Source organism: Paenibacillus sp. FSL P4-0338 (genome assembly GCF_038002365.1).
Classification (GTDB): domain Bacteria; phylum Bacillota; class Bacilli; order Paenibacillales; family Paenibacillaceae; genus Paenibacillus_AQ.
The window spans coordinates 1,017,358-1,043,014 of record NZ_JBBOCG010000002.1 but is presented as its reverse complement, the minus strand read 5'-3'; the positions used below and the strand labels follow the sequence as shown (position 1 = coordinate 1,043,014).

25 protein-coding genes are annotated in these 25,657 nt (G+C 52.6%); 9 read left to right on the top strand and 16 right to left on the bottom strand.

Annotation, left to right across the window (positions count from 1 at the left end; genetic code table 11):
- The first annotated feature begins 32 nt into the window (after nucleotides 1-32).
- Both MKZ07_RS28505 and MKZ07_RS28500 read left to right on the top strand, forming a co-directional pair.
- Complete coding sequence (locus MKZ07_RS28505; protein WP_036693586.1) at nucleotides 33-1,346, top strand: voltage-gated chloride channel family protein; 1,314 nt, start codon at nucleotides 33-35, stop codon at nucleotides 1,344-1,346.
- A 250-nt stretch (nucleotides 1,347-1,596) separates the two neighbouring features.
- Nucleotides 1,597-2,274, top strand: a complete 678-nt coding sequence (locus MKZ07_RS28500) for a peptidylprolyl isomerase (protein WP_341029794.1) — start codon at nucleotides 1,597-1,599, stop codon at nucleotides 2,272-2,274.
- A 129-nt stretch (nucleotides 2,275-2,403) separates the two neighbouring features.
- On the opposite strand, the gene MKZ07_RS28495 is transcribed toward MKZ07_RS28500, so the two are convergent.
- The 7 genes from MKZ07_RS28495 to MKZ07_RS28465 all read right to left on the bottom strand — a co-directional run bounded on the left by MKZ07_RS28495 (nucleotide 2,404) and on the right by MKZ07_RS28465 (nucleotide 7,855).
- On the bottom strand, nucleotides 2,404-2,748 hold the full coding sequence (locus MKZ07_RS28495) for a DUF6693 family protein (protein ID WP_445670311.1): 345 nt from the start codon (nucleotides 2,746-2,748) through the stop codon (nucleotides 2,404-2,406).
- Nucleotides 2,749-2,894: 146 nt separating this feature from the next.
- Nucleotides 2,895-3,989, bottom strand: a complete 1,095-nt coding sequence (locus tag MKZ07_RS28490) for a Glu/Leu/Phe/Val family dehydrogenase (protein ID WP_341028904.1) — start codon at nucleotides 3,987-3,989, stop codon at nucleotides 2,895-2,897.
- Nucleotides 3,990-4,171: 182 nt separating this feature from the next.
- Nucleotides 4,172-4,501 carry a hypothetical protein gene (locus tag MKZ07_RS28485; RefSeq protein WP_036693580.1) on the bottom strand — a complete coding sequence of 110 codons (330 nt, stop codon included), beginning with the start codon at nucleotides 4,499-4,501 and terminating at the stop codon, nucleotides 4,172-4,174.
- A 36-nt stretch (nucleotides 4,502-4,537) separates the two neighbouring features.
- Complete coding sequence (locus MKZ07_RS28480; protein ID WP_341028900.1) at nucleotides 4,538-5,239, bottom strand: pirin family protein; 702 nt, start codon at nucleotides 5,237-5,239, stop codon at nucleotides 4,538-4,540.
- Between the two features lie 21 nt (nucleotides 5,240-5,260).
- Nucleotides 5,261-5,836 carry a hypothetical protein gene (locus MKZ07_RS28475; protein ID WP_036693576.1) on the bottom strand — a complete coding sequence of 192 codons (576 nt, stop codon included), beginning with the start codon at nucleotides 5,834-5,836 and terminating at the stop codon, nucleotides 5,261-5,263.
- Nucleotides 5,837-5,998: 162 nt separating this feature from the next.
- Complete coding sequence (locus tag MKZ07_RS28470) at nucleotides 5,999-6,931, bottom strand: manganese-dependent inorganic pyrophosphatase (RefSeq protein ID WP_036693574.1); 933 nt, start codon at nucleotides 6,929-6,931, stop codon at nucleotides 5,999-6,001.
- An 87-nt stretch (nucleotides 6,932-7,018) separates the two neighbouring features.
- Nucleotides 7,019-7,855, bottom strand: a complete 837-nt coding sequence (locus tag MKZ07_RS28465; protein WP_084648866.1) for an AAC(3) family N-acetyltransferase — start codon at nucleotides 7,853-7,855, stop codon at nucleotides 7,019-7,021.
- A 147-nt stretch (nucleotides 7,856-8,002) separates the two neighbouring features.
- On the opposite strand from MKZ07_RS28465, the gene MKZ07_RS28460 reads away from it, so the two are divergent.
- Nucleotides 8,003-8,986, top strand: a complete 984-nt coding sequence (locus tag MKZ07_RS28460) for a ring-cleaving dioxygenase (protein WP_341028896.1) — start codon at nucleotides 8,003-8,005, stop codon at nucleotides 8,984-8,986.
- Between the two features lie 123 nt (nucleotides 8,987-9,109).
- On the opposite strand, the gene MKZ07_RS28455 is transcribed toward MKZ07_RS28460, so the two are convergent.
- A complete protein-coding gene (locus MKZ07_RS28455) occupies nucleotides 9,110-9,802 on the bottom strand; it encodes a hypothetical protein (protein ID WP_051493334.1) in 693 nt (230 codons plus the stop codon).
- A 105-nt stretch (nucleotides 9,803-9,907) separates the two neighbouring features.
- Complete coding sequence (locus tag MKZ07_RS28450) at nucleotides 9,908-10,597, bottom strand: YjjG family noncanonical pyrimidine nucleotidase (protein ID WP_036693787.1); 690 nt, start codon at nucleotides 10,595-10,597, stop codon at nucleotides 9,908-9,910.
- A 94-nt stretch (nucleotides 10,598-10,691) separates the two neighbouring features.
- Between MKZ07_RS28450 and MKZ07_RS28445 the strand changes: the two genes are divergently transcribed.
- Nucleotides 10,692-11,651 carry an MraY family glycosyltransferase gene (locus MKZ07_RS28445; protein ID WP_372238069.1) on the top strand — a complete coding sequence of 320 codons (960 nt, stop codon included), beginning with the start codon at nucleotides 10,692-10,694 and terminating at the stop codon, nucleotides 11,649-11,651.
- Nucleotides 11,652-12,308: 657 nt separating this feature from the next.
- On the opposite strand, the gene MKZ07_RS28440 is transcribed toward MKZ07_RS28445, so the two are convergent.
- The 5 genes from MKZ07_RS28440 to MKZ07_RS28420 all read right to left on the bottom strand — a co-directional run bounded on the left by MKZ07_RS28440 (nucleotide 12,309) and on the right by MKZ07_RS28420 (nucleotide 17,961).
- A complete protein-coding gene (locus tag MKZ07_RS28440) occupies nucleotides 12,309-12,830 on the bottom strand; it encodes a mismatch-specific DNA-glycosylase (protein ID WP_036693571.1) in 522 nt (173 codons plus the stop codon).
- A gap of 223 nt (nucleotides 12,831-13,053) precedes the next feature.
- Entirely contained in the window at nucleotides 13,054-15,084 is a 2,031-nt protein-coding gene (locus tag MKZ07_RS28435; protein WP_143804284.1) for a hypothetical protein, read from the bottom strand.
- Nucleotides 15,038-15,940 (bottom strand): ABC transporter ATP-binding protein, encoded by a 903-nt coding sequence (locus MKZ07_RS28430; RefSeq protein ID WP_036693567.1) that lies wholly within the window; start codon nucleotides 15,938-15,940, stop codon nucleotides 15,038-15,040. The genes MKZ07_RS28435 and MKZ07_RS28430 overlap by 47 nt, the downstream gene beginning before the upstream one ends.
- Nucleotides 15,933-16,322: a GntR family transcriptional regulator gene (locus MKZ07_RS28425; RefSeq protein WP_036693565.1), complete on the bottom strand. Its 390-nt coding sequence runs from the start codon at nucleotides 16,320-16,322 to the stop codon at nucleotides 15,933-15,935. Before MKZ07_RS28425 ends, MKZ07_RS28430 begins: the two co-directional genes overlap by 8 nt.
- 190 nt (nucleotides 16,323-16,512) lie before the next feature.
- Nucleotides 16,513-17,961 (bottom strand): MFS transporter, encoded by a 1,449-nt coding sequence (locus MKZ07_RS28420; RefSeq protein ID WP_063828998.1) that lies wholly within the window; start codon nucleotides 17,959-17,961, stop codon nucleotides 16,513-16,515.
- Nucleotides 17,962-18,116: 155 nt separating this feature from the next.
- Here MKZ07_RS28420 and MKZ07_RS28415 point away from each other — a divergent pair, with 155 nt between their 5' ends.
- Nucleotides 18,117-18,734 (top strand): TetR/AcrR family transcriptional regulator, encoded by a 618-nt coding sequence (locus MKZ07_RS28415; protein ID WP_036693564.1) that lies wholly within the window; start codon nucleotides 18,117-18,119, stop codon nucleotides 18,732-18,734.
- An 89-nt stretch (nucleotides 18,735-18,823) separates the two neighbouring features.
- On the opposite strand, the gene MKZ07_RS28410 is transcribed toward MKZ07_RS28415, so the two are convergent.
- Entirely contained in the window at nucleotides 18,824-19,978 is a 1,155-nt protein-coding gene (locus MKZ07_RS28410) for a polysaccharide deacetylase family protein (protein ID WP_341028885.1), read from the bottom strand.
- A 499-nt stretch (nucleotides 19,979-20,477) separates the two neighbouring features.
- Between MKZ07_RS28410 and qoxA the strand changes: the two genes are divergently transcribed.
- The 4 genes from qoxA to qoxD are packed head-to-tail and all read left to right on the top strand — an operon-like array spanning nucleotide 20,478 to nucleotide 24,376.
- A complete protein-coding gene (gene qoxA / locus MKZ07_RS28405; protein WP_341028883.1) occupies nucleotides 20,478-21,494 on the top strand; it encodes a cytochrome aa3 quinol oxidase subunit II in 1,017 nt (338 codons plus the stop codon).
- 44 nt (nucleotides 21,495-21,538) lie between these two features.
- Nucleotides 21,539-23,488 (top strand): cytochrome aa3 quinol oxidase subunit I, encoded by a 1,950-nt coding sequence (gene qoxB / locus MKZ07_RS28400; protein WP_036693561.1) that lies wholly within the window; start codon nucleotides 21,539-21,541, stop codon nucleotides 23,486-23,488.
- Nucleotides 23,485-24,081, top strand: coding sequence for a cytochrome aa3 quinol oxidase subunit III (qoxC, locus tag MKZ07_RS28395; RefSeq protein ID WP_036693560.1), 597 nt, complete (start codon nucleotides 23,485-23,487; stop codon nucleotides 24,079-24,081). The genes qoxB and qoxC overlap by 4 nt, the downstream gene beginning before the upstream one ends.
- 1 nt (nucleotide 24,082) lies before the next feature.
- On the top strand, nucleotides 24,083-24,376 hold the full coding sequence (gene qoxD / locus MKZ07_RS28390) for a cytochrome aa3 quinol oxidase subunit IV (RefSeq protein WP_036693559.1): 294 nt from the start codon (nucleotides 24,083-24,085) through the stop codon (nucleotides 24,374-24,376).
- Nucleotides 24,377-24,502: 126 nt separating this feature from the next.
- On the opposite strand, the gene MKZ07_RS28385 is transcribed toward qoxD, so the two are convergent.
- Nucleotides 24,503-25,630 carry a TolB family protein gene (locus tag MKZ07_RS28385; RefSeq protein WP_036693557.1) on the bottom strand — a complete coding sequence of 376 codons (1,128 nt, stop codon included), beginning with the start codon at nucleotides 25,628-25,630 and terminating at the stop codon, nucleotides 24,503-24,505.
- Nucleotides 25,631-25,657 lie beyond the last annotated feature (27 nt).

Genomic DNA, 25,657 nt, shown 5'->3' with positions numbered 1-25,657 from the left:
TATTTATTTCGGGTCGGGGGGCATTAGCCATAATGAAGAGGAAGTATGAACGGTGGGCAGAGCTTGCAGCGCGCCAGAGCCAGCTTGCGCTCTGGAGTACATTCGTGAAATGGGTGATTCTGGGGGGAATGGTCGGGCTGCTGGCAGGAAGTGCCTCGGCCTTGTTCCTGGCCAGTCTGAACGCGGTCACCCAGGTAAGGCTGGAGCATGCCTGGCTGCTCTTCCTGCTTCCGGCAGGAGGCGCGCTCGTCAGCGGAATGTATATGCGTTACGGCAAGAGCAGCAGCAAGGGGAATAACCTGATTCTGGAGCAGATCCGCCAGGGCAACGAAGCGATTCCGCTGCGCATGGCCCCGCTGGTCCTTGGCGGGACGCTGATTACCCATCTCTTCGGCGGCTCGGCCGGACGTGAAGGCACGGCAGTGCAGATGGGCGGCAGTCTGGCAGAAGCACTCGGCCGCTGGCTCAGAATCGGTCCGCTAGACCGCCGAATCCTGCTGATGTGCGGCATCAGCGGCGGCTTCGGCTCCATCTTCGGCACCCCGCTGGCCGGAACGGTGTTCGGCCTCGAGGTGATCGCCATCGGGCTGATCAGCCATAAGGCACTGCTGCCCTGTTTTGCCGCCAGCTTCACCGGTGATCTGGTAGCCTCCCGCTTGTGGGGCGTTCACCATATCCACTATCAAGTAGATGTCTTCCCCGGCATGGATGCACTGGTGCTGGTCAAGGTTATAATCGCCTCCATCTTGTTCGGCCTATGCAGCCTGCTGTTCAGTGAGCTTACCCATTATCTGAAGCGGACCTTCACCGCCATAATCCGTAATCCTATGCTCAAAAGCGCCGCCGGCGGGCTGATCATTATCGCCCTGGTCTACATAGCCGGTTCCCGGGACTATCTGGGGCTGGGCCTTCCACTGATCAGTAGTTCCTTCGAAAACGGCGTATCGCCCTTCGCTTTTCTATGGAAGCTGATCTTCACCGCGTTCACTCTGGGGACCGGCTTCCAGGGCGGCGAAGTGACGCCGCTGTTCGCCATCGGAGCTTCCCTGGGGAGCAGCTTGGCCGGAGTTCTTCATCTATATGGGCCTTTTCTGGCTTCACTTGGCTTCATCGCTGTCTTCTGCGGAGCAACCAACACACCGCTTGCCTGCTTCATAATGGGCATCGAGCTGTTCGGCTCCGGCGGAGCGGTCTATATGTTCATCGCCTGCATCATCAGCTATCAGTTCTCCGGGCACAGCGGAATCTACAGCTCCCAGCTCATCGGCATCTCCAAAAGCGCCTTACTGCCGGTTCCCGAGGGAACGACGCTCGCTTCCGCCAAAGAGCAGCCCGCACCAAAGTAGCAGAATCCGGCAGGCCGCAGAAGCAGACTTTGCCAGAAGCAGGACAAAGAAGGTATGATACAGAAGTGAATGCACCAGATTATTCAACAAGTGGAAACGGCTTTGCCGTCCTTTTAAAGGACGGTACCGTTTCAGCGAGAAATAGAAGGATAATTTATCGTGTGCAACATATAAATTCTTATATTTGGACAAAAGGAGAGATTCTGAAGTGAAGTCTATCACAAGAAAACCCGTCATCCTGCTTGCGGTGATGTGCATGATGCTCGTCATTCTGGCGGGCTGCGGCAATAAGCCAGTGAATAATAATGCCGCCGGTAATGGTAACAGCAGTTCCGGAGCAGGCAGTGAGGCCACAGCAGCACCGCAGGAGAGCGTCACCGTTACAGAAGGTGTGCCTTCAGCCACAGCCAGCCATCCGGTGGTTACGATCGAGTTGGATAACGGCGCTGTTATTAAGGCCGAGCTGTATCCTGAGGTTGCCCCCAATACGGTCAACAACTTCATTTCATTGATTAAGAAGGGCTTCTATGACGGAACCATCTTCCACCGGGTCATTCCAGGCTTCATGATCCAGGGCGGGGACCCGGATGGCACAGGAATGGGTGGACCGGACTACAGTATTGCCGGAGAATTCAATAACAACGGCTTCACCAATAATCTGCTGCATACTGAAGGCGTACTATCCATGGCGAGAAGCCAGGATATGGACTCTGCCGGCTCCCAGTTCTTCATTATGGCCGCAGCTTATCCAAGCCTTGACGGCGATTACGCCGCCTTCGGCAAGGTTACTGAAGGACTTGAAACGGTCCAGGCCATCGTCAGTCTGCCGCGTGGCAAGAATGACCGTCCGGATCAGCCGCCGGTCATGAAGAAGGTCACCGTTGATACGCTTGGCGTTACTTATCCCGAGCCGCAAAAAGCACAATAAGCAACCTGCAAGCTGGCTGCACAGACTAGTCTTGCTTCAAAATCCCGAAATCCACACAGAAGAGCCATCCCCCATAACCGGAGAATGGCTCTTCTTCGCATCTTAAGAATATTTGAAGCATGCAGCTTCTTATTGAAAGTGGGTATGCTTCGTTCTCCACTGCTCCAGCTTAATGACCACCCAGAAGCCGTAGATCCCGAGCGTAATCACTGTCAGCAGGAACCACTTGATCCATTGTCCGAACAGACTGACGGCTGAACCGTCAAACCGCAGGCGCTGCCCTTCCACCACGGTATGCTCGATCTTCCAGCGGTAGAGCATTACTACTGACCAAGGATAGCAGATACCGAAGGTACAGACCGTAACCAGCCAGCCGGCGAGGCACCACCCAATGTACTCAATAAGCTTCCCGTCAAAATAAGATTCCCTGCTTCCATAATTCATCGCTGCCGTATTCATGTGCAGTGCTCCCATGGGTCTCCGCCTTTCATTCATGCAAAATTATTCCTGGTTCTATTTTCCTTATTGTCCATGGTGAGCACTACTACATTTCTCACAATTCTAACTAGGAATGGATAAAAAGCAGAATAAAGTCGAAATTAGGCGCCCCGACTGGGGACTTATCTCCGGCTAAGGGCATGCTGTCCGTTCCGCAGGAAAGTGCTGCGGCTGTTGCGCAGCAGGGATATCCGTTCTTCTGCCAGCTGATCCGCAGCCGCATAGGCCGGAATCCCCTTCAGGCGGGAAATCTCCAGCACACAGGTGATGCTGTCATAGATTCGGGCTATCTGCTTGTACGCCCGTTCCTTGTGGTAACCGTTCAATTCATCGGCAATATTAATAACGCCACCGGCGTTAATTACATAGTCCGGAGCGTAGACAATTCCCATCTTGTGCAGCGCGTCCCCGTGACGCGGCTCCTTGAGCTGATTATTGGCAGCTCCTGCAATCACCTTGGCTCTAAGCCGCGGCAGCGACTCATCATTAATGGTGGCACCAAGCGCACATGGCGAATAGATGTCACAATCTGCCTCAATAATGTCGGCCGGGTCTACAGCCGCTGCCCCGTAAGCCTGGACGGCCCGGTTCACTGCCTCACTATGAATATCTGCTACCAGCAGGCGTGCGCCTTCTTCATGCAGATACTTACATAGTGTAAAGGAGACATTGCCGACACCCTGCACGGCGACGGTTCTGCCTGCCAGGGAATCACTGCCGAAGGCAGCCTTCGCTGCGGCCTTCATGCCTTGATATACGCCGAAGGCTGTAGCCGGTGAGGGGTTGCCGGACGAGCCGTAGGAAGCCGATATTCCGGTAACGAAGTCGGTCTCCTGATGGATAATATCCATATCCTCTTCCGTAGTGCCTACATCCTCTGCTGTAATGTAACGGCCGTTCAAGCCCTGTATGTATCTGCCGAAGGCGCGGAACATCGCCTCGTTCTTGTCTGTGTGCGGATCACCGATAATAACGGTCTTACCGCCGCCCAGATTCAGCCCGGCCACCGCATTCTTATACGTCATGCCTTTAGCCAGACGAAGGGCGTCGATAAGCGCCTCCTCCTCCGTTGCATAGGTCCACATTCTCGTTCCGCCCAGCGCCGGTCCCAGCGTGGTGTCGTGAATCGCAATAATCGCCTTCAGCCCCGATGCCTTATCCTGACAAAACAGCACTTCCTCGTAATCCTCCCGCTCCATCGCCGCAAACAAATCCATCCGCTTCATTTCTCCTGTCTTTTCTTATGTACATGTTACGTTTCATAACAAAGCTAGTCGTTCTGGAACGTATTGTCAAGTTCATTTGTCCCATTTTCATCTATTTTCATAAAAGCACATGAAGCAGCAGACCCCGAACCTCACGCCTATTGTAAGCACATGGGGTGGAGTCTGCGAAGGGATTAGGCCCAGTATTGATCTGGCCGGTATTCGATTTCGGACTGCACGGCTATCGTTAAGCGCCCGGAGTCTGCATCATAGGTTACAGGCTGATCTCCAACGTAGTACCAATGCTTGATGACCGGCCCGTCCGCAGGCTCCTCGAAGCGGAATACATTAAGCTCCGCCTTCAGCTCCACCACCGCAGCGCCCTTATCTGCCGCCACATTCGTCAGGGTGATCAAGGTTAGCCCGCCCTGCTCATCAAAGGTGTACCCGGCTCCCTCCATGCTGTTCACAAGCATGCGCCCGGTTACGGAATGCTTCACCAGCACTCTTTCCTGTTCTGCCATTCGCGCTCCTCCTTCATGTCTGTATCCCGCCGCTCATTACGGCAGATCAATCACCATGACCAGTATATTCTCATCAGCCTTCAGCTCCAGCTGCGCTATGTCCTCGATTCTTGCCGAATCGCCCGGCTTCAGCACATCCTCCCCGTTCAGGGTAAGCTGTCCTTCAACCAGATATACAAAGCCGCGCCGCCCCGGCTCCTGCCGGAAATCCAGTTGCCCGCCCGCTTCGGCCTTCCCCAGATAAATCGTCATATCCTGGGCTATATCGACAATCTCCTCCGACGCTTCGGCCGCTACTACCGGAAGCAGGCGTCCTTCAAGCTTGGCCGGATCGAAGCGTCCGGTTGCATAGGAGGGAGCCGTCCCCCGGGTCTTGGGCATGAACCATAGCTGAAGCAGGCGGACCGGCTCACTGTCCGAAGGGTTATGCTCCGTATGAATCGCGCCGGTCCCTGCCGACATCCGCTGGATGCCGCCGAAGGACGTCTGCGCGACATTGCCCAGGTTGTCCTCATGACGAAGCACGCCGGACAGTACAATGGAGACAATCTCCATGTCACTGTGCGGGTGGGCGCCGAAGCCTTTGCCCGGAGCGATCGTATCATCGTTACAGACGCGCATCGGCCCAAAGGCCGTATTGTCCGGATCATAGAAATCCCCGAAGGAGAAGACATGACTGCCCTTCAGCCAGCCGTAGTCGAACTGGTGCGCAGACGCAGCAGGGTAGATTTTAATCAATGGAACCGCCTCCTGTGGTTATTATGAAGTGGTCGATATCTGCAGTTCAGAAACGATGAACCATTTCTTGGACGCAGCATCCTTGAAGTACACCTGAATCATATAGTTCCCCTTGTCGGTAACCTTATAATTATACGCTGACGATTTGAACCAGAAGCTGTCCTTCTTCTCTGTTATTGGCTGGTTATCCACAACATCCGTCTTGCCTGCCGGGTCTGTAATGGTAATTTTCAGATCGGAGATATCTGTTTTGAGATCATCCACCTGCACCAGGGCAGAGAAGGTATTGCTGGTGTCCATTCTGACTTTGCCAAAAATCTTGCCCTGCTCATCCAGCAGCACCGTGTTCACATTAGGCTTGTAGATCTTGACCGTCCCTGCTGAGTCGTCCACAGATACAATCGCCTGCATATTCTCAGAAAGCTGTTCCACAGGCACATAGACCCCGCCGTCCGAGGATAGTGCAGACTGCTTGAGCAGCATATTATTCACATAGAATGAGAGATCTGTTTTGCCGGCAGCAGCATACAGCAGGCCTCCTCCCGAGACCATCATCAGGCACATTGTTGAAATCGCCAGCTTGCGCATCTTCCCCATTATTCCCGTCCCCCTATATAATGTCCTATGCTGTTTATACCCTTCAGGCGTCAAGGAGTTGCTGTGAATTGTAAAATAAAACCGGCTGCACAATTTCCTGAGGAAAAGGTACAGCCGGTCACGGGACAACCTTCTTGCTCCGGGTGCACCCGGAAGCAGCAATTACAGCTTGGCGATCGTCTCGGTAAGAACCGGTACAATCTGTGATTTACGGGATACTACGCCCTTCAGCACAGCCTTGTTATCATCCAGCTTCACATTGTAAGCCTGCTCTACAGCCTCTGCTACGCGGCCCAGGGCGAGACCCACGGAATCGTTGTTCAGGATATCGGTAACTACGAACAGGAACAGATCCAGTCCCTTGTCATCAATAATCGCGGTAAGTGCCGCTTCCAGCTCCGGCTGCTTGGATAGAACATCATTCACATCCACAGCGTTAACCTGGGCAATCTCCACCTTATATTCACCCATCTTGAATTCCTTGGCATCCAAAGAGATCAGTTGGGCAATACTCTTGTCGCTCAGGTCTGCACCGGCTTTGAGCATGTCCAGGCCATAGCTCTCAGCATCTACTCCGGCAATAGCCGCAAGCTCACGCGCAGCTGCCACATCCTGCTCTGTGCAGGTCGGCGATTTGAACAGCAAGGAATCGGAAATGATAGCGGACAGCATCAGACCGGCGATGTTCTTAGGAATGGCCACGCCATTCTCTTTGTACAGCTTGTTCAGAATGGTAGCTGTACAGCCGACCGGCTCAGCCCGGTAATACAGCGGATAGGCTGTCTCGAAGTTCGCAATCCGGTGATGATCAATAACCTCAACCACACGAACCTGATCGATATCATTCGCACTTTGCTGGCGTTCATTATGGTCAACCAGAATCACTTGTTCAGCTTCGGCGGCTACGTTCTCCACCAAACGCGGTGCTTCTACCCCGAAGTGGTCGAGGGCGAACTGTGTCTCTCCGCTGATGTCTCCAAGACGGACCGGCTCGGCATCCCAGCCCAGTTCCTTCTTCAGTGCCGCATAAGCAATAGCCGAGCAGATCGTATCTGTATCCGGGTTTTTGTGACCAAAGATCAAAGTTTTTGTCATTTCCAATCTCCTTACTATGTTTTTGTGAGAATAATATACCATACATTGATAGAGACCTGCCAGAGACCCGTAAATATCCGGCTGGAATTAACTCTTGGTATGCTCCTGTCCTACCTGTACAGCTTGCCCCCGCTTCGTCTTCGGCAGCGCCTCAGGCACATCCTCCCCGGAGAGCGGCTCGTTATCCGAGAACAGATCCGGGTTCTCTCTGAGCATGCCGCTCAGGATACGTGTAGTCTCTACTGTGCCGCAGAGCATAACCGCCGCATCGCCGAAGCTGCCCCTGCGCAGCGCTCCGCCGTCCTCCAGCACGGACTCCACCTTCCAGAAATGCTGCGACCAGGACAATCCGCAGTGTCTGCGCGAAGGCACCGCAATCTCCTCCCCTGCCGGCGTCACAGTATAGAGCGCCTCATGCCCGTCCGTCATCCGGCCGGGAATATCCACCCACTCTTCAATGCCGTGAATGAACGTATTCCTCCGCAGATCCACACCGAGCAGCATAATCTCCGCTCCCCGGTCCAGCAGCTTGCCATAGACCGAGCCGCGCGCACAAGGCGTATCCCAGCGCTCATCTCCGGTTGTGAACACCGCTGCATCCCTGCCCAGCGCCGCCACTGAATGCGTGGGATGCCAGGAACGGATCACGTTCGGCCGCTTACGGAACAGCTCCGGCAGAATCCCCACGCAGACGGGCGACTCCAGCACCGAGAAGCGCGGATTCTGCCCGTCGATATAAGACCAGGTATGGGTCGGCAGGACCAGTAGCCCCTCCTTCATATATTCTGAGAGAACATCCAGTACGGTATCTGCTCCCCCTTCCACTTCACCAATGCTTTTGAGCGAGGAGTGGACCAGCAGTGTCCCCTGCGGATCGATCCCCATCCTCTCCAGCTGCTTCATCAGACTTGATCTGGTGTGCATGATTAACCCCGCTTTCCTGAATAATAAATACCGATCTTGAAATACACCTTGCAAAATTACTCATTTACTATTAAAATTATAGTAACTTAATATTAATAAGTAATTTACAGCTTTTATATACCAACTCAAATCTCAGGAGGTATTCCCATGAGTTTAACATTAAAAGGACTTCACCATGTATCTGCCATTACCGCCAAAGCGCCGGAGAACTACAAATTCTATACAGAAGTGCTCGGACTCCGCTTGATCAAGAAGACCGTCAACCAGGATGACGTATCTGTCTATCACTTGTTCTACGGGGATGAGACCGGGAATCCCGGCACGGAGCTTACCTTCTTCGAGCTGCCTAACGCAGGGCGCAACCGCGATGGCAACAACAGCATCTCCGCACTCTCCCTGCGTGTTCCCGGCGATGATGCCCTGCTCTTCTGGACACAACGCTTCACGGTACTGGGCGTAGAGCATGAGGGAATCACCGAACGCGGCGGCCGCAAGACGCTGGCCTTCACCGACCATGAGGGCCAGCGTCTCATCCTCGTCTCGGATGAGCATAACGAGGGCATGCCCGGCGGCAAGCCGTGGGCCAAGAGCCCGGTTCCTGCCGAGTATGCCATTGTCGGACTGGGACCCGCACATCTGACCGTCGAGACCGCTGAGCATACGGCCCTGATTCTGGAGGACCTGCTCGGCTTCCGCCGCGCAGGCAGTTATCCTTCTCCGGTGGCGGGCCAGCCGGATATTATCGTGTTTGAGACCGGTGAAGGCGGCTCCGGCACGGAGATCCATCTGGAGGAACGCAACGATCTTCCACAGGAGCGCCTGGGACGGGGCGGTGTACATCATGTAGCCTTCCGCGTCGATAACGAAGAGGAGCTGAAGCAGTGGATTGAACGCATCCGCAGCGTACAGCTCCCGAACTCGGGCTTTGTAGACCGCTTCTACTTCCGCTCCCTGTACTTCCGGGAGCCGAATGGTATTCTGTTCGAGCTGGCAACGGACGGACCGGGATTCGCCACAGATGAGGAAGTCGAGCATCTGGGCGAGGCGCTGGCCCTGCCGCCGTTCCTGGAATCTAAGCGAGAACAGATTGAGGCCCACCTGAAGCCGCTGGATACCCGTCCGCAGGTCTAACGTTATCATCCTAGTGATAATAGCTCTGGCGGTTTGCATACGAAGAAACTCCGGCTGACTTACAAGCCGGAGTTTCTTTTGGGTTAGCCAAGCCTGCATAACAATTTAACTTACTAGCTCAGATCAGCTCTCCGACCAGGTGATCGTGAAGAGGTTGAAGCCGGGCCGGGCCGTGGAGGCTTTGCCTGTAATGGATACAGGACTTGTCCCGCCGAGTCTGCCCGAAATTTTGACATTGCTGGCCGATACAGACTCCGAAGCATTATCCAGATTTTTAATCCGCGCATATTCACTGTACACGAAGCCCATAATCTCCAGTGTCTCCTGCGTTGAATACGTGAACGCCACCTTCTTCTGGCCGTTAGCATCCGTATCCAGCGTGATTGCAATCAGGGCATCCTGGGGAATCGGAAAGTCCTTAGGCAGATTAACCGGTCTAGCCGTTCCCTCCACTACTGGAGCAGGAGTTGCATTCCCTCCGCCGGTAGAGGTTCCCGGAGCAGGAGTCGGAGCAGGAATATCCGCGCTGCCGGCACCAATTCTCACTTTATAGTTGACCGAGTCATAATTGATAGGCACCTTCAGCACCGTAGCGATCGACTGGACCGGCAGGTAGGTGAGACCTTCGTAGGTGATCGGTGTCAGGGTTTTGCCATTACCGTCCTTCATCCAAAACGGGTTACCATCCACGACAATACCCAGGCTATGGTTCAGATAAGCCTTAATCTGCTGCAGTTTGGTGCCCGCATACACCCCTGCCGAGCCCGTTACCGTCATGCCGGTGACAACTGCGGCAATCAACCATTTTTTCTTCATAATATCCTCTCCCGTATGTTGTTGTTAAAAAAGTAGGAACTTAGCGTCCCTATATATTTAACACGGGAGCGAAACTTTCAACCTGCCTGCTGCCGTATATTCCGTTTACGCGCGCTTCACGATCTCGACCAACTCATCCAGACTGCGGATTTCATAGGTCGGAACTATCTCAGGATCACCGGGCTTGCCCAAGGGATTGAACCAGCATGTATCGATGCCGTAATTGTTCCCGCCCCGGATATCAGAGGTCAAAGAGTCCCCAACAATCAGCACCTTGCGTCTATCGGACAGATTAAGCTTGGCAAAAGCATAATCAAAAATCCCCGTCTCCGGCTTCTGGTAGCCCGTCTCTTCCGATACAATTACCGCTTCGAATACCTCGCTGAGCGGGGAACCCTTAATCCGGGCATGCTGCACATCGCTGATTCCGTTCGTAATCACAGCCAGCCTGCATCCGGCAAGCTCGCCGCAGAGCTCGGCAGCCCCCTGAATCAGGAAGGTACCCTCGCCGAGAAAGCGCAGGTATGCTTCACTGAATTCCTCCGGCTTGAACGTGAGCTGACGGGCGGCAAACAGCCGGTTGAACCGTTCTACGCGCAGGGCGGCAGAGGTGATCTTCCCTTGCTCGAAATCCTTCCATAAGGCATGGTTAATCTCCTTGTAGCTGGCCGCATACTCCTGTGCGCCTGTCTTCTGCCCGAAGTGGGCGAAGGCATGGCTTAAGGCATGGCTCTCGGCCATTCCATAATCGAACAGTGTATCATCGGCATCAAATAAGATACATTCGTATTTCATCATTTCCTCCATCTCGCTTATGTAGTTCGACAACATACATCCTTCTGCGATATAATCTGAGTTAGGCCTTTAAAAAATCAACGGGGTGATTGTCATTTTATACGGTTTAGCTTTTCTCGTGTCATTTTTTATCGTTTATCTGCTGATTCCTCCTCTGGCCAAGCTCGCTTTCCGGCTCGATTTCGTGGACAGGCCAAGGGAAGATGTTGAACGCAAAATCCATAGGGAGCCCATCCCGCTAACGGCAAGCTATGCCATATTCGTAGGTTTTTTCATTACATATCTGCTATTCGCACGTGAATTCACCCTGGAGACGCTCGCCCTGTTCATTGGCGGTGTGCTTCTGCTGACTATAGGAACCATCGATGACTGGTACAAAACCAAAGGTAAGGATTTCCCGGCTCTGCCCAAATTCATCGTACAGATTGCCGCCGCCGTTCTGGTGTTCTTTTCCGGCAATGCGTTCACCGGCTTCATTAATCCGTTCTCAGGTGATTATATCTCACTGCCGTTCATTTTGCAGTTCCTGCTGACGATCATCTGGATCTTCGGTGTCACTACGGTCATTAATTTCTCTGACGGCATGGACGGTCTGGCCGGCGGACTTACAGCGATCTCGGCAGTAACCCTGTTCGTCGTCGCACTCACGATGGGCCAATCTACTTCAGCCTTCATGGCAGTTTCGCTGATTGGGGTTACCCTGGCGTACTTGCGCTTCAACAAGGCTCCGGCCAAAATCTTCATGGGCGATGCCGGCGCCACCTTCCTCGGCTTCATTCTGGCGGTGATTGCACTGGACGGTGCCTTCAAGCAGGCCACGGTGTTGTCGCTGTTTATTCCGATTCTCGCGCTGGGCGTACCGATCTTCGACAATATTTTTGTCGTTATCAGACGCTTCCTTAAGGGACAAGCCATCTATCAGGCGGACGCCACTCAGGTTCATTACCGTCTGCTCAAGGCCGGTCTGAACCAGAAACAGGTGGTCGGCGTGCTCTATCTTGCCAGCGTCTGCCTCTCCCTGTCGTCCATTATCCTGCTGCTGATCCAGACGTAATGAAGTTACTATGTATGTCAAAGGCTGTTCCCACAAGTTATGAAATGGCTGCGGGGACAGCCTTTTTAGTTTTGATTTTTTGAGCAGGATCAGCGTAGGCGCTTGGGTGGACGCTCCGCGAACGGACCGTTGTTCCACATGAAATGGTTACTTAGGCTTTTACTTTTGAGCAGGATCAACGCGGGCACTCGGGTGGACGCCTTTTTGTTCGAGCAGGATCCACGCAGGCGCTCGGGTGGACGCTCCGCGAACGGAACGTTGCTACAATCGCTGTTGTCTCCAGATTTTATTTATTTCCTTAATCGGTAAAAATCCGGAGACAAAGGCGACCGCTATCGCTTTTCCGCATTCGTTCCGTCCTCACCGCTGTTTAAGCGGGATGCGATTTAAAACCACAAACCCGGCACTACACACGCCCTTTCGCCCTCGCGTCAGCTCATGCGTTAGGTTTTCTGTATACATTCGGACCACGAGCCGTCCCCAGCAAATGTATGCTGTTTTCCGCATACATTCAGGCCACACGCCTGCACGCTAGCAAATGTATGCTGTTTTTCGCATACATTGGGCCCTCTTCCCCTCGTACCTGCGCATTGTGTTCGGTTTTCCGCATAAATTCAGGCCGGTTACTCGTGAACCAGATCCCTCCCGGGCCCGGCTTCAAGGCTCCTGCACCCCTGTGAAGTCACGCAGCTGAGAGTAGATTCCGATGATCTCCGGCATCGGCATGCGGACCAGACCGCTGGATGAAGGGGCGACGAACTCCTTGACGCCGTCCACCACGGGAGCGGCTCCTTCCTGGAAGCCCCAGGCGGCTGTACTTCTGCGGCTGTACTCTGTGTACACGCCCTTGCCGACAAAGCAGGCAATCTCTGGACGGTATTCCTCCAGTTTGGCCCGCAGGAGCTCGCGGCCCTTGGCGTACTCCTCCCGGGTGATATCTTCAGCGCCTACGGTGGGGCGGGCGACGATGTTGGTGAAGCCATACCCCAGCTTCAGCAGTTCCCCGTCCTCGGAGGCCTCGTATAACCGCGGCGTCAGTCCGGACTTATGCAGTATGCGCCAGAAGTTATTGCGCGGATTGGCATAATGATGACCTAGCTCGCCGGAGCGGATGCTGGGATTGAAGCCGATGAAGACAATCTGCAGTCCATGATCCAGATGATCCCTTACCTCTTCCATGTTCGTTCCTCCTTACACTGGCCGCATTATTTTGCAGACCCTAATCTAATATACCCATGCTTCGGACTCAGGTACAACTGAAGCAGAAGCAGAGAACATAACACTGGCACTGACCTGGCACCGGCACTAACTTCCCAATACAACAAAGAAATCCCCCCGCAAAGGATATGCATCCGTTAACGAGGGGAACAGACCGTTGATTTACTGTAATAGATTAAACTGACTAAGGAAGAAGAGCCTTCAGCGCCGGAGACATCTCCTGCTCATCCAGCGAAATATAACTAGATGAATCATTCTTATACACTATCTTCACCGCATATCCTCCCTCTCTGCGGTTGTAATTGCGGCGATGCTCCAGAATACCGTTAATGAGCGTCTTGTCTGTGACCATGACCGCCCGTTTCTCGCTGCGGGCTAACTCCAGACGGGTCTCGGGATCATACATCCGCCCGGGTGGCAGCTTATTGTGATTCATATCCCTGAACATCTCGGCGGACACGACATCCGCTACGGTAATTTTGACTTTATCCGCATATCCCTCCTGCTCCAGCCAAGCCCCTAATTCATGGTAGGTAGGATACCAGCTATAAGTGTATTGAGCCTGAAACCCGTTCTGATCCGGTTTTTGAATAACCTGAATGGAAGCCCGTGACCGCTGATCCGAGACCTGATCCTTATAGGACATATTCAGCAGCTCACGGATCAGGATGTCCTTGAACTCCTTCACCTCTTGCGGATCGGAAATACTGAAGGCCTTATCCAGATTGCTCATCCGGATACTTTCTATGTTCTTGTTCATCCGGGAGATCTGATATCGCTCACGTTTGTAGTCCGCATGTCCCATGACCGCCTTCAACTCCGGCTCGAAGCCCGCTGACGGAACCAGATAGGTCCGCATGAGCGTCCCTCCGCTCTTCAGCTGGTATGATAGCGTGAAAGGATGGCGGGGGAGATATACATAATCCCACATGGCCTGCCCCTGATCAGGCTTGGCTGTTACGACAGCATGGTGCAATGCCGTTACAGCTTCAATATATTTCGCGTCCTTGGAATAGATATCAACCTCCTCCGCAGGTGCAGCGCTCTGAGCGCCGAATGGGCGTTGCATCAGGTCTGCATAATTACCACCGGCGAATACTGCACTCACCTTCCCGGAGGCCGGAACCCGGGTCTCATATCCGGTCAAGCCGGATACAGGAACATAGAGCAGCAACCCAAGCAGGATACTATATACTGCCAATTCAAGCGGCAGCTTGCGGCTCAGGATATGCCAGGTTTTGCGGAGAACCATCTCTACGAGAATATAACCGATTACCCCTCCGGCGACGACACTGCCGACGATCCAGCCTGTTCCCTGCTTGATACTGCCGAAGTAGCTGAGCGCAAGCAGCATACTGCAGAGCATCACCCCTGCTTTGAATAGCGGGTCGAAATAGGTGAAGGCCATTGCCTGTCCAGCCTTCTCACTGTGGCGCTTACGGTATAGCACGAAGGAGAGCGTTAAAAAGGCTGCAAACAGTAGAGCATACACCCATAGCTCTGTAGGACTAAATGGGCTATAAGACATATCTGCAATCCGCAGCATCGGCGCCCAATCCTTCAGGGATTCCCTCGATCCTATACTATCCGGGTACCCATACAAATATCTGTTCAGATGCATATCTATAAACATTAACATTGCCGCAGGGAGGACTAACAGAATGAGGGTCACCACTCCCTGCAGAATGGTCTGCCCCGTGCATATCCCGACAAACATCGTGAACGCGAACAGGAACAGGGTCAGCACAGTAAGGGTCAGACACCACTGCCAGACCTCCGCTCCGTGATAGATATACATATTGCTCTCCAGCGGGCGGACCAGCATCGTAACCACACTTGTAATCCAGATGGGCGGCAGCAGCAGAAGCAGACCGCTCAGCGTATAGGAAGACAGCAGATGCGAGCGGCGCAGCGGGAGGCTGTGCATCAGATCGGAGGAGCCTTTGGACTGTAGATAACGGGACAGGAACAATCCGGTGATGATCGGAAAAGGAATAAGGATTACCGGAATGTCCATGCCAAGATCGAATAGTCCCTCTAATACGACAGGCTCTTTTAGCCCTTCTCCATTAATGAACAGTTGCAGCGGGAGTATGAATAAGAGTGCTAGTGTGTACAAAATTCCAATCCAGCCATACTGGCGCAGGTTCTGGCGGATAATGCTGCTGTTACAGAATAATCGGCTGCGCGTCATAACCGGCATCCCCCATTTCATAGATAAAGATTTCCTCAAGCGTCAGCGGAAGCAGGTCATACACATACGGGTCATAGACATGAAAAGCCTGACTGATCCGCTCCCGCTCTCCTTTTACAATGTACAGGCTAACGCTTCCCCGCTGCTCCTGATGGAGGATCTGCAGCTTGGATTCCAGCGCCGCCGCATGACGTACGTCACGGAAAGCGACCTGAATCTTGTGCGTGTCGGCCTTCAGATCGTCCAGATCCTTCTCCACCAGCATCCGGCCCTCATGCATAATGCCGACATGGTCGCACAGATCCTCAATCTCGCGCAGATTATGCGAGGAGATCAGCACGGTAAGCTCGCGCTCGGCGACTTCCTGGAACAGCAGATTCTTGATCTGGCGGCGCATCACCGGGTCCAGGCCGTCGATCGGCTCATCCATAATCAGCGCATCCGGCTTGCAGCTAAGCGCCAGCAGGAAGGCGGCCTGCCGCTGCATCCCTTTGGAGAAGCGGCTGAGTCTGCGCCGGGGATCGAGCCGGAACACTGTAACCAACTCCTCGTATCTTTTTTGACTCCACCCTGTATAGATTGAGCGGTAGAATTCCGCCATACTTTTCATCGTAGCCTGCGGGAAGAAGTACGGGCTGTCCGGCATGAAGAACAGACTTCGCTTGACCTCCGGTGATTCATAGACGGGCTGCCCGCCTACCTTGACACTCCCTGTATCTGGACGATAGATGCCCACAAGCATCTTCAGGAGCGTGGTTTTGCCTGCTCCGTTAGATCCCAGCAATCCGTAGATGGCCCCTTTGGGTACCGTCAGCGAGAGGCCGTTCACAGCCTTTTCCTCCTGAAAAATCTTGTTCACTCCGCGTATCTCAATCATGGCTGCTCTCCTCTCTTCTCATATCCAGCGCCTGGCGGTACAGGGAACTGATTTCCGTCTCCGTGAACCCAAGGTAGACTGCTTCTGCCATCAGCCGCAGCAGTTCTTCCTTCAGCTCTGCCCGTTTGCTCTCACTTTGGCCCTGCTGCAGCGCGGCTACGAAGTTGCCCTTGCCCTGCAGCGAATAGATATACCCCTCACGCTCAAGCTCCCGGTAGGCTTTCTGAATCGTATTGGGATTGACTGTAAGCTGCGAGGATAACGCCCGCACCGAAGGCAGCTGTTCATCCGCCCGCAGAATACCATGCATAATCAACTCTTTCACCTTGTCGGTCAGCTGCTCATAGATCGGCTTGCGGCTGCGTACATCCAACTCGAACATGACAGTCCTCCTTTCTTCGGACCTGTGATCCGGCTGTTCAACTGTGTTAACTGTACTACTATTATTAATACAGATAAGAATTAATGTCAATCATTAACTTTTACTCTGTCTAGTTCCAGCGTATCACGCAAATAACCCCCACCTGCCTGCCCTGGACAGATGGGGGTTATGATTGCTTAGTGGGACTCTTCTATTGAACATGAACGCTGCTGCTACGCCGCTGTCTGCGTTCATCGCTGAACAGGGCAGCGCCTATACCCGGGAGGAGCAGGTAGCCTGCGAACTTATAGGTCTGACTAAACGCATCCACAGCCGCCTGTTGCTGTCTTATTGCCACGGTCCCGGCCTCTGCGTCTGCGGAGTTCGCCGCGCTCAGCTCCCGGGTTGTATTATGCTGGAGCACAGTGACGATGATAGCCACGCCGAGTACACTCCCCAGCGCCTTCGCCATATTAGTCACTCCCGAAGCTATGCCCACCTTGTCTTCAGGAACGACCCGGATCGCCGATGACATCACTGGTGCCATCGAGAGCCCCACGCCAAAGCCGGTCACTGCAAGCCGTAGCATCACCGCACCCAGCGTAGAGTCGGCCTCAAGTCCGCTCATGGAATAGGTGGCACCGCCAATCAGCACCATTCCCGCTGCGGCGAACAGACTGCTGCCGTATTTCGCAGACAGCGGCCCGGATACAGCCGAGCTGGCGATGGAGCCTAAGGCCATAGTTGAGAGGACCAGCCCTGCCCTCAGCTCCGACACCCCCATCACCCGGGTCAGATAAAAGGAGGTCAGCAGCGAAATATTCATCAGCGCCGCCCCCAGCACGATCATCGATACCGAGGTACTGTTGAAGGCCCTGATCTTCAGCAGGGACAGGGGCAGCATCGGCTCCTTCCCCTTAGACTGCGTAAGAAAAAAGAACACCAAACACAGCACCCCCGCAGCCATCAGTCCCAGGAACGGGCGCGAGCTCCAGCCGTAATCCTGCACTTTAATCAGGGCATATGTAATGCAGAACATCCCGCCTGTAATCCCCAGCATTCCGCCATAGTCTATGGACCGCCCTGCTGAATCATCCCGTGACTCCTGAATGAACATAGCGGTCAGCCCTATACTCAGCAGCCCAAGCGGTACGTTCACAAAAAAAATCCACTCCCAGCTCAGCTTCTGTGTCAGTATTCCGCCAAGTGCCGGACCGCTTGCCGCAGCCACTCCCGAGACGGCTCCCCATATGCCTATAATCAGCCCGTGCATTTCTTTGGGGAAGGTGGTGGTGCTTAGCGGAATTGTAACCGGCACAATAATGGCTCCCGCCAAGCCTTGAATGACCCTGAACAGAATCAGCATGCCAAGTGAAGTGGAGAGTCCGGCAAGCAGAGAGCTCAGTGTGAACACCCCCACGCCAATGAGGAATACCTTCTTCCGTCCGAATTGATCGGCCAGACGCGAGGCAGTCAGGATGAATACGGCAAATGCCAGGTTATAGCCGTTCATCACCCAGGATACCTGCGACACACTCCCCCCGAACTGGCGGGTCATCTCCGGCAGGGCAATATTAATAATGGTTGTATCCAGCAGCGCCATGAAAAAGCCCAGCACAATCGCCGTAAAGGATAAAGCTCTGCGCATCCCAATCCCCATATCGATCATCTCCTGAAATATGAAATAGAGTTCATATTCAGATTATATGAACCCTAGTTCATATTTGTCAATCAAAAAATGAACTCCGGTTCAACTTTTATTGACAGCGCAAAACCACTCCACTACAATCTGTACTATGAGGGGGACCTTACGATATGGGTGAAACAGAGGACAAGATTAGAACTCCGCAGCAGGAGCGCAGTATACGAACGAAGGAAGCCATTATCCGGGCCGCGATGCAGCTATTCTCGGACAAGGGTTTCTATCAGACGAATACGAAGGAGATTGCAGCGGCAGCCGGGGTCTCGACCGGGAGCTTCTACTCCTATTTTGTGGATAAAAGGTCCGTATTTATTGAGGTGCTCCACATGTACGGGGATGAGCTGATGGCCGAGGTCGAGCGGTCGATGGCAGAGATTAATTTCAATACGATTGAACGTACGGACCTGATCCTGCATCTGATAGACACGCTTCTGCTCGCGCATAAGGCATTTATCGGGTACCATAAGGATCTGAATATTATGTATCACAGCGATGAGGCTATCAAGCAGCTGATGGATGCCCAGTACGAGTCCGGCCGGCTCAAGACGCTGACCTATCTTCAGATGGGACAGGATGAACTGAAGACCGAAGATACGGAGGCAGCTTCGATCATTGTGTTCGAGTCAGTGAGCGCGATTGTAGACTTTATCTCCTTCTCGCCGCAGCGGATCGCTGTGGACCGGCTGAAGTCAGAGCTGGTTCATATGCTGGTGCAATATCTGTATAAGTAACAACTGCCTTTTCTCTATACATTTCCTCAAAAAAAGAGCAAGCCTGCAGGTACCCCGCAGCTTGCTCTTTCTTTATTGACCCTTGCGGATCAGCGTTTATCCTTCCAGAAATTGAGCGGCTCCATATCCTTCGTAATGAGCTTGAAGGTATAGCCTTCCTTCTTCAGCTTCTCCAGAATACGCGGCAGCACCTTGAGTGTAGCCTTCTGGTCATGCATCAGAATTACCGGATTCGTCTTGGACGCCTTCAGCTTATTCACCTGATCCATCACGGTGTTATAGATTCTGTCGCTGTTCTGTTTGTATTTCCAGTCATAGGAATCCACGTTCCAGTCCCAGAGATGGTATCCCTGCGTCAGGACTTTATCGCGGAAGGACTTGGTGAAATAGGGCTTGCTTCCGTATGGCGTACGGATCAGTGGGGTGCTTACTCCCGTCAGCTTCTTCAATGTTGCATTGGCCCCTGACATCTCGGCAAGCGCCGCTGCAGGAGAGGCATAGAACTTCTCCTTGCGGTGGGTCACACCATGCAGCGCTAAGCCATAGCCTTCCTTAGCAATCCGCTTTACCTGGGCGGGATGCTCATTCATGTTGTTCCCCAGCATGAAGAAGGTCGCCTGTACGTCATATTTGTGCAGGATATCCAGCAACTCACCAGTCGTCGCTGACGGGCCATCGTCGAAGGTCAGGTATACGGTCCGGCCCGGCTTGCCCGGCTCAGTGGGTGTAACGGGAGTGGCAGGAGTCACTGGAGCCACTGGAGCCTTCGGCTTCAGGTCGGCAGCATATTTATCGGTAAACACTGCATCGGTAAGCTGCGCCGAGCCGTCCTTCACACGAAGTAAATATTTATCTCCCGCGTAGGAAATGCTATACCCGAGGTACCCGCTAACCTTCAGCGGAGCCATGAGTTTGCCGTCCTGCACGAAAGTGCTCATAGGCACAGTAGTGCCATCCTTAAGCACGGCACCTCCGTCCTTGCTCAGCAGGGTAAGCGAACCCGTTCCGCCGGCTACTTGAATTCCGTCCGTCATTCCGGTAAGGGTCCATTTCAGCTCATCCGCAAGTGCACACAGCGGTACATAATAGGTGCCTTTTACGGAAACAGCTTCAACCTTACTTAATTTATCGTTGACTCCGAGCTTAAGAATAGCGCTATCACCTTTAGCATTAGCCGGGACCTGCACAAGCCCCATGATTAGGAATAAAGACATGAATAAGAGCAGAATTTTCTTGATACGCACAGCAGCAGTCTCCAATCTATGTATATTTATCTATTACTTTATCATATATACTTTCAACGTAATTTGAGAGATTGTAACCGGAAGCTAAAAAATTGTTACTCTTGTGCAATGATAAATGAGGGTTCGCCAACATTTTCAGAAAGCACGCAAATCTCGTCGAATGCTGTCACAGCAAGCGTTACACGGTTAAATCAGCGGTTTTTGGCGCAGAATAATTGTGACAATATTAATAACAATATCGATATTTTGAACAAAAATTGAACAACCTTAAAATTAGCTAAAGTGCGCCACTACAGTGATCTTTATCATACCCTTAGGGAGTTGTAACAATTTGATCACACATATTTAACTTGTTCGCCATTTTTAAGGTCTTTTTTATACTTTTATACAAAATATGTATTTTGCATTATGGGTAAGTAGTTCTTACTATAGATACAGATCAATGTACTCCCGTTAATGAACGGCGAATGAAAAGTAGTATTGAAGGAAGGAGTTCTATATGAAAAAAAAGGGACCGTTATACGCTTTGTTTTTAAGCCTGATCCTTCTCCTGCCGGGATGCAGCTCAATCGCTGTTTTGAACCCGAAGGGGCCGTCTGCAAGGACGTTATCTGACACCATCTTGCTCTCTATTCTTGTAATGCTCGGGGTTCTGGCTGTTGTCTACATTCTGTATATCTTTGTACTGGTGAAATATCGTGCGAAGAAGAGTAATGAGGGCTACATCCCTGAACATGAGGAAGGCAACAAGGTACTGGAGGCCATCTGGATTATCATTCCGATTATCATCGTAGCCTTCCTGTCCGTTGTTACCGTCAAGACGACTAACGAAGTGGAGAATGTGGCTGCGGACTATCAAGATCAGACTCCGCTGGTCATCTATGCTTCCTCTTCCAACTGGAAATGGCATTTCAGCTACCCTGAGGAAGGGATCGAGACGGTTAACTACGTGAATATGCCGGTGCATCGTGCGGTAGAATTCAGAATGTACTCATTCGGCACCATTACCAGTCTCTGGATTCCACAGCTTGCCGGCCAAAAGTACGCCATGAGCGACATGCTGACAACGCTTCATCTCTCCGCTGATACAGAAGGCTCTTATATCGGAAAGAACGCTAACTTCAGCGGTAAAGGCTTCGCCCACATGGAATTCGAAGCGCTTGTCCTGAGTAACAAGGGTTACGAGGACTGGGTGAAGGAAGTGAAGGAAACTGCGCCTAAGCTGACTGAGGAAGAATTCAAGGGCCTGCTGGCCACGGATTATCTCGGACGCAAAACGTATTCCTCCACCCATCTGGAGTTCAGCCCGCCTCCTGGAGACCACGGCGAGCATATGAGCGGCGGCGGCAAGGAGATGGATATGGACAACGGCAATCAGGAGCATCAGGATAACAAAGAGCTTCATCCTTCTCCAGAGCCGTCCAGCGGAACGGAATTCGATAGTAAGCCTGATCCTGAATTGGACCAGCCGCTGCCAACCTCAGCTGTAGATGAAAGCACACATGAAGGACACTAGCTCTCTTGCGAGCTTAATGCAACACACTGAAAGGAGCTACCCTAATGGATTTGGACAAATTTAAGGTTCACGGCGAACCCTTGATATACGGGGCCATGATCAGTATTGCACTGGCAACCATCGGGATTCTCGTAGGGCTTACCTATTTCAAGAAATGGGGCTATCTGTGGCGCGAATGGCTGACTACGGTTGACCACAAAAAAATCGGGATCATGTACATCCTCGCCGCGCTGCTGATGCTGTTCCGCGGCGGTGTAGATGCAATGATGATGCGTCTGCAGACGGCTGCGCCGGAAATGAAATTCCTCGATGCACAGCATTACAATGAGGTCTTCACCACCCATGGTCTGATCATGATTCTCTTCATGGCCATGCCGTTCATCATCGGTCTGATGAACGTAATCATTCCACTGCAGATCGGTGCACGGGACGTTGCCTTCCCGCGGCTGAACGCCGTCAGCTTCTGGCTCTTCTTCATGGGCGCCATGCTGCTGAACATTTCGTTCGTCATCGGCGGCTCGCCGGATGCGGGCTGGTCAGCGTACTTCCCGCTGGCGAGTCTTGAATTCAGCCCGACCGTAGGGAACAACTACTACTCTCTGGCTCTGCAAATATCCGGTATCGGTACGCTGATCACCGGGGTTAACTTTATCGTAACAATTCTCAAAATGCGCGCACCAGGCATGACGCTGATGAAGATGCCGATGTTCACCTGGTCCGTACTGATCACCAACGTTATTATTGTCTTTGCTTTCCCGGTTCTTACCGTAGCGCTGGCGATGATGATGTTCGACCGCCTCTTCGGCTCCCAGTTCTTCACGATGGCCAACGGCGGGATGGATATGCTCTGGGCCAACCTGTTCTGGGTCTGGGGACATCCGGAGGTCTATATCGTAATCCTTCCGGCGTTCGGTATTTATAGTGAGATTATCGCCACCTTCTCGAAGAAGAACCTGTACGGCTATACCTCCATGGTATTCAGTATGCTGATCATCTCGCTCCTGTCCTTCCTCGTATGGGCGCACCATTTCTATACGATGGGTCAAGGTGCCATGGTCAACAGCTTCTTCTCGATAACAACGATGGCCATAGCAGTACCTACCGGGGTCAAAATATTCAACTGGCTATTCACCCTGCGAAAGGGCAGGATTACCTTCACGACCCCGATGCTGTATACTCTAGCCTTTATCCCGATCTTTACGATCGGCGGGGTAACGGGCGTCATGCTGGCGATGGCCAGCGCCGATTACCAGTATCACAACACGATGTTCCTGGTTGCGCATTTCCACTACGTGCTGATTCCGGGTGCTGTGTTCGCCGTCATCGCCGGGTTCCACTATTGGTTCCCTAAAGTGTTCGGCTTCCGCCTGAACGAACGGCTGGGCAAGCATGCCTTCTGGTGGATCATCATTTCCTTTAACGTAACCTTCTTCCCAATGTTCTTCCTGGGACTGATGGGAATGACACGCCGTCTGTACACTTACTCTAAGGAATCAGGCTTCGGTCCGCTCAATATGCTAAGCTTCGTCGGGGCTGTCGGTCTCGCCATCGGCTTCGTGATCCTGGTCTACAATATTTACTGGAGTACCCGCTACATGCCAAGAGATACAACAAACGATCCTTGGGATGGCCGGACGCTCGAATGGGCTACGCATAGCCCGATTCCGCTCTACAACTTTGCGATTGTGCCTAAGGTTGAGACGCGTGATGCTCTATGGTCTGCGAAGCAGGAGAATATCCCGCTGTATACAGACACCAAATACACCAAGATTCATATGCCAAGCAATACCGGCAAGCCGTTCATATTGGGTGTAGTCTTCTTCTTCCTTGGCTTCTTCCTGGTATTCAGCATGTGGATTCCGGCGATTGTTGCCGGAATTGGAATCCTGGTCGTGCTGGCCTTCATGTCCTTCGATAAGGACCAAGGCTACTACATTCCTGTAGAAGAGGTTATAGCTACAGAAAAGAAACTGATGCGGGGTGAGACTGTATGAAAATAGATGCGTCCAAGCCGCTCGAATATTCAACGGAAGAGAACAGTAACAAGATCTTCGGCTTCTGGGTCTTTCTCGGAGCCGAGATCCCTCTCTTCGCTACGCTGTTCACTGTATATTTCGTAATGGTTAACCGCTATGCCAGCGGACCGAGCGGCAGCGAGCTGTTCGAGATCGGCCCGGTGCTGATGGAGACCTTCCTCCTGCTGTCGAGTTCCTTCACTATCGGTCTGGCTGTCCATGCCATGCGGCATGGCTACAAGAAAGCTATGATGGTCTTCATGGCGATTACGCTGGTGATGGGTCTTGCTTTTGTCGGTATCGAAATCGACGAGTTCTTCACTTATGTGCATGAAGGAGCTACCCTGCAGACCAGCGGCTTCCTCTCCAGTCTGTTCATACTACTGGGAACGCATGGTCTTCACGTCAGCTTCGGCCTGCTGTGGGGAATTGGCATTATGATTCAGCTGTGGAAGCGCGGCATTACTCCCGCTACCGCCAACAAAACGTTCATCTTCTCCCTGTTCTGGCACTTCTTAGACGTGGTCTGGATCTTTATCTTCAGCTTCGTCTACCTGAAAGGACTGATGTGACATGATGAAGCAACTATTCCCAATTAAGCATGTGATGGGTTATGTAGCCTCTCTGGTCCTCTCTGCCGCTGCACTGATTGTTATTTATGGAGACCTGTCCTCCAGTGCCAATATGGTGGTGCTGCTAATCACAGCGCTAATCCAGGCTTCCTTGCAGCTGTTTGTGTTCATGCACATCGGAGAATCGGCCGATTCCAAAAAAGAACTGTATATCAACATCGCATATGCCATGTTCGTGGCCCTGGTCACCATCTTCGGCACCCTGTTCATCTTCGTATGGGGCTGGTATGCTTAGCACCTAAGAAGCAGAGGAGCGTTATGCTCCTTCAAGTAATCTATAAAAAAAGCGGTCCGTATCCGGTAGATTTACCGGTGCGGACCGCTTTTTTTGGATTTTAAAGATTGCCATCATGTTGATGTTCTACTTTAACTGTACTATACTGCTGCTGCTGCCGCTGTCATCCCGCTCCGTATACGCAAGCTGCTTGCCATTGGGGCTCCATGAGGTGGTCATCGTCCCGTTGCTCTCCGCAATCTGAACGGACTTATCAGAAGACAGGTCGTAGACATATAAGGTATTCTTCGTTGTCCCCTTCTCCTCAATAGTTACACTATAGGCGACCAGACGTTGGTCTGGAGACCAGGAGACGGACCCAAGTTCAGCGCCTTCCACCAGGGTCCGCGGATTCTTACCGTCTGTGCCGCTGAGCAGCAGCGCCTGGGTATTCTCCTTATACTGCAGGATCAGCATTTGTTCTTCGTCCGGCGAAGGGTTTACGCTGCTGGTACCTGGAATATTTAGGTCTGCCTTTTCCTTAGTATTCAGGTTCAGGGTGTGCAGCGAGTCATTCGAATTACTGGTGTAATAGATCTTATTCTTGATTTGTCTTACAACAATCAGGCCTTCCCCGCCCAGTCCCTCCACCGGCGCAATCTTCATAGAAGTAGTCGCTGTATAAGCGCCGCCACTGTACGCTGGACCCACTACTGTATCCTTATCTGCCCACTCGGCTCCCATTGCCCCGGCAATGGTATCGCCCTTGATGGTGAAGGTCTTCTTGGACCCCAGGTCCATTACATTGTAGACAGGATCGCCCAGGGAGAATTCACTATACAGCAGAAACAACTGATCGGCGGATAGCTTGGCATCCCCCAGCATCATGTTCGCCTTCTCAGTAATCAAATCGTATTTGCCGGTATCCAGATGGAAGAAATACAGGCTCTGCGGATAAGACCCCTTCAGCTCTCCCGAGGCGATCGGCCCAAGCTTATCGTTCGCCTTGGACACGACAATGGTGTGATCATCTTTCCAGTCGGAAATCGCGATTTGCTCATACTGCTTAACTTCCCCAACCTTTACGCCAGCAGCTTCAGCAGGTGCCGGTGTAGCCTTCGGCCCTTCCGTCGGCTGGACAGACGCTTCTACAGGAGCTGCTGTTGGCTGCGGGCTGGGGCTAACCGCCGGAGTACTAGCCTGATTCGAGCTGCAAGCTGCAAGTGTCATTAACAAGGCTGGAACTACCGCCAGCTTCCATGTTCGATTATTCATTATAGAGACCGCCTCCCTGAGGTTAAT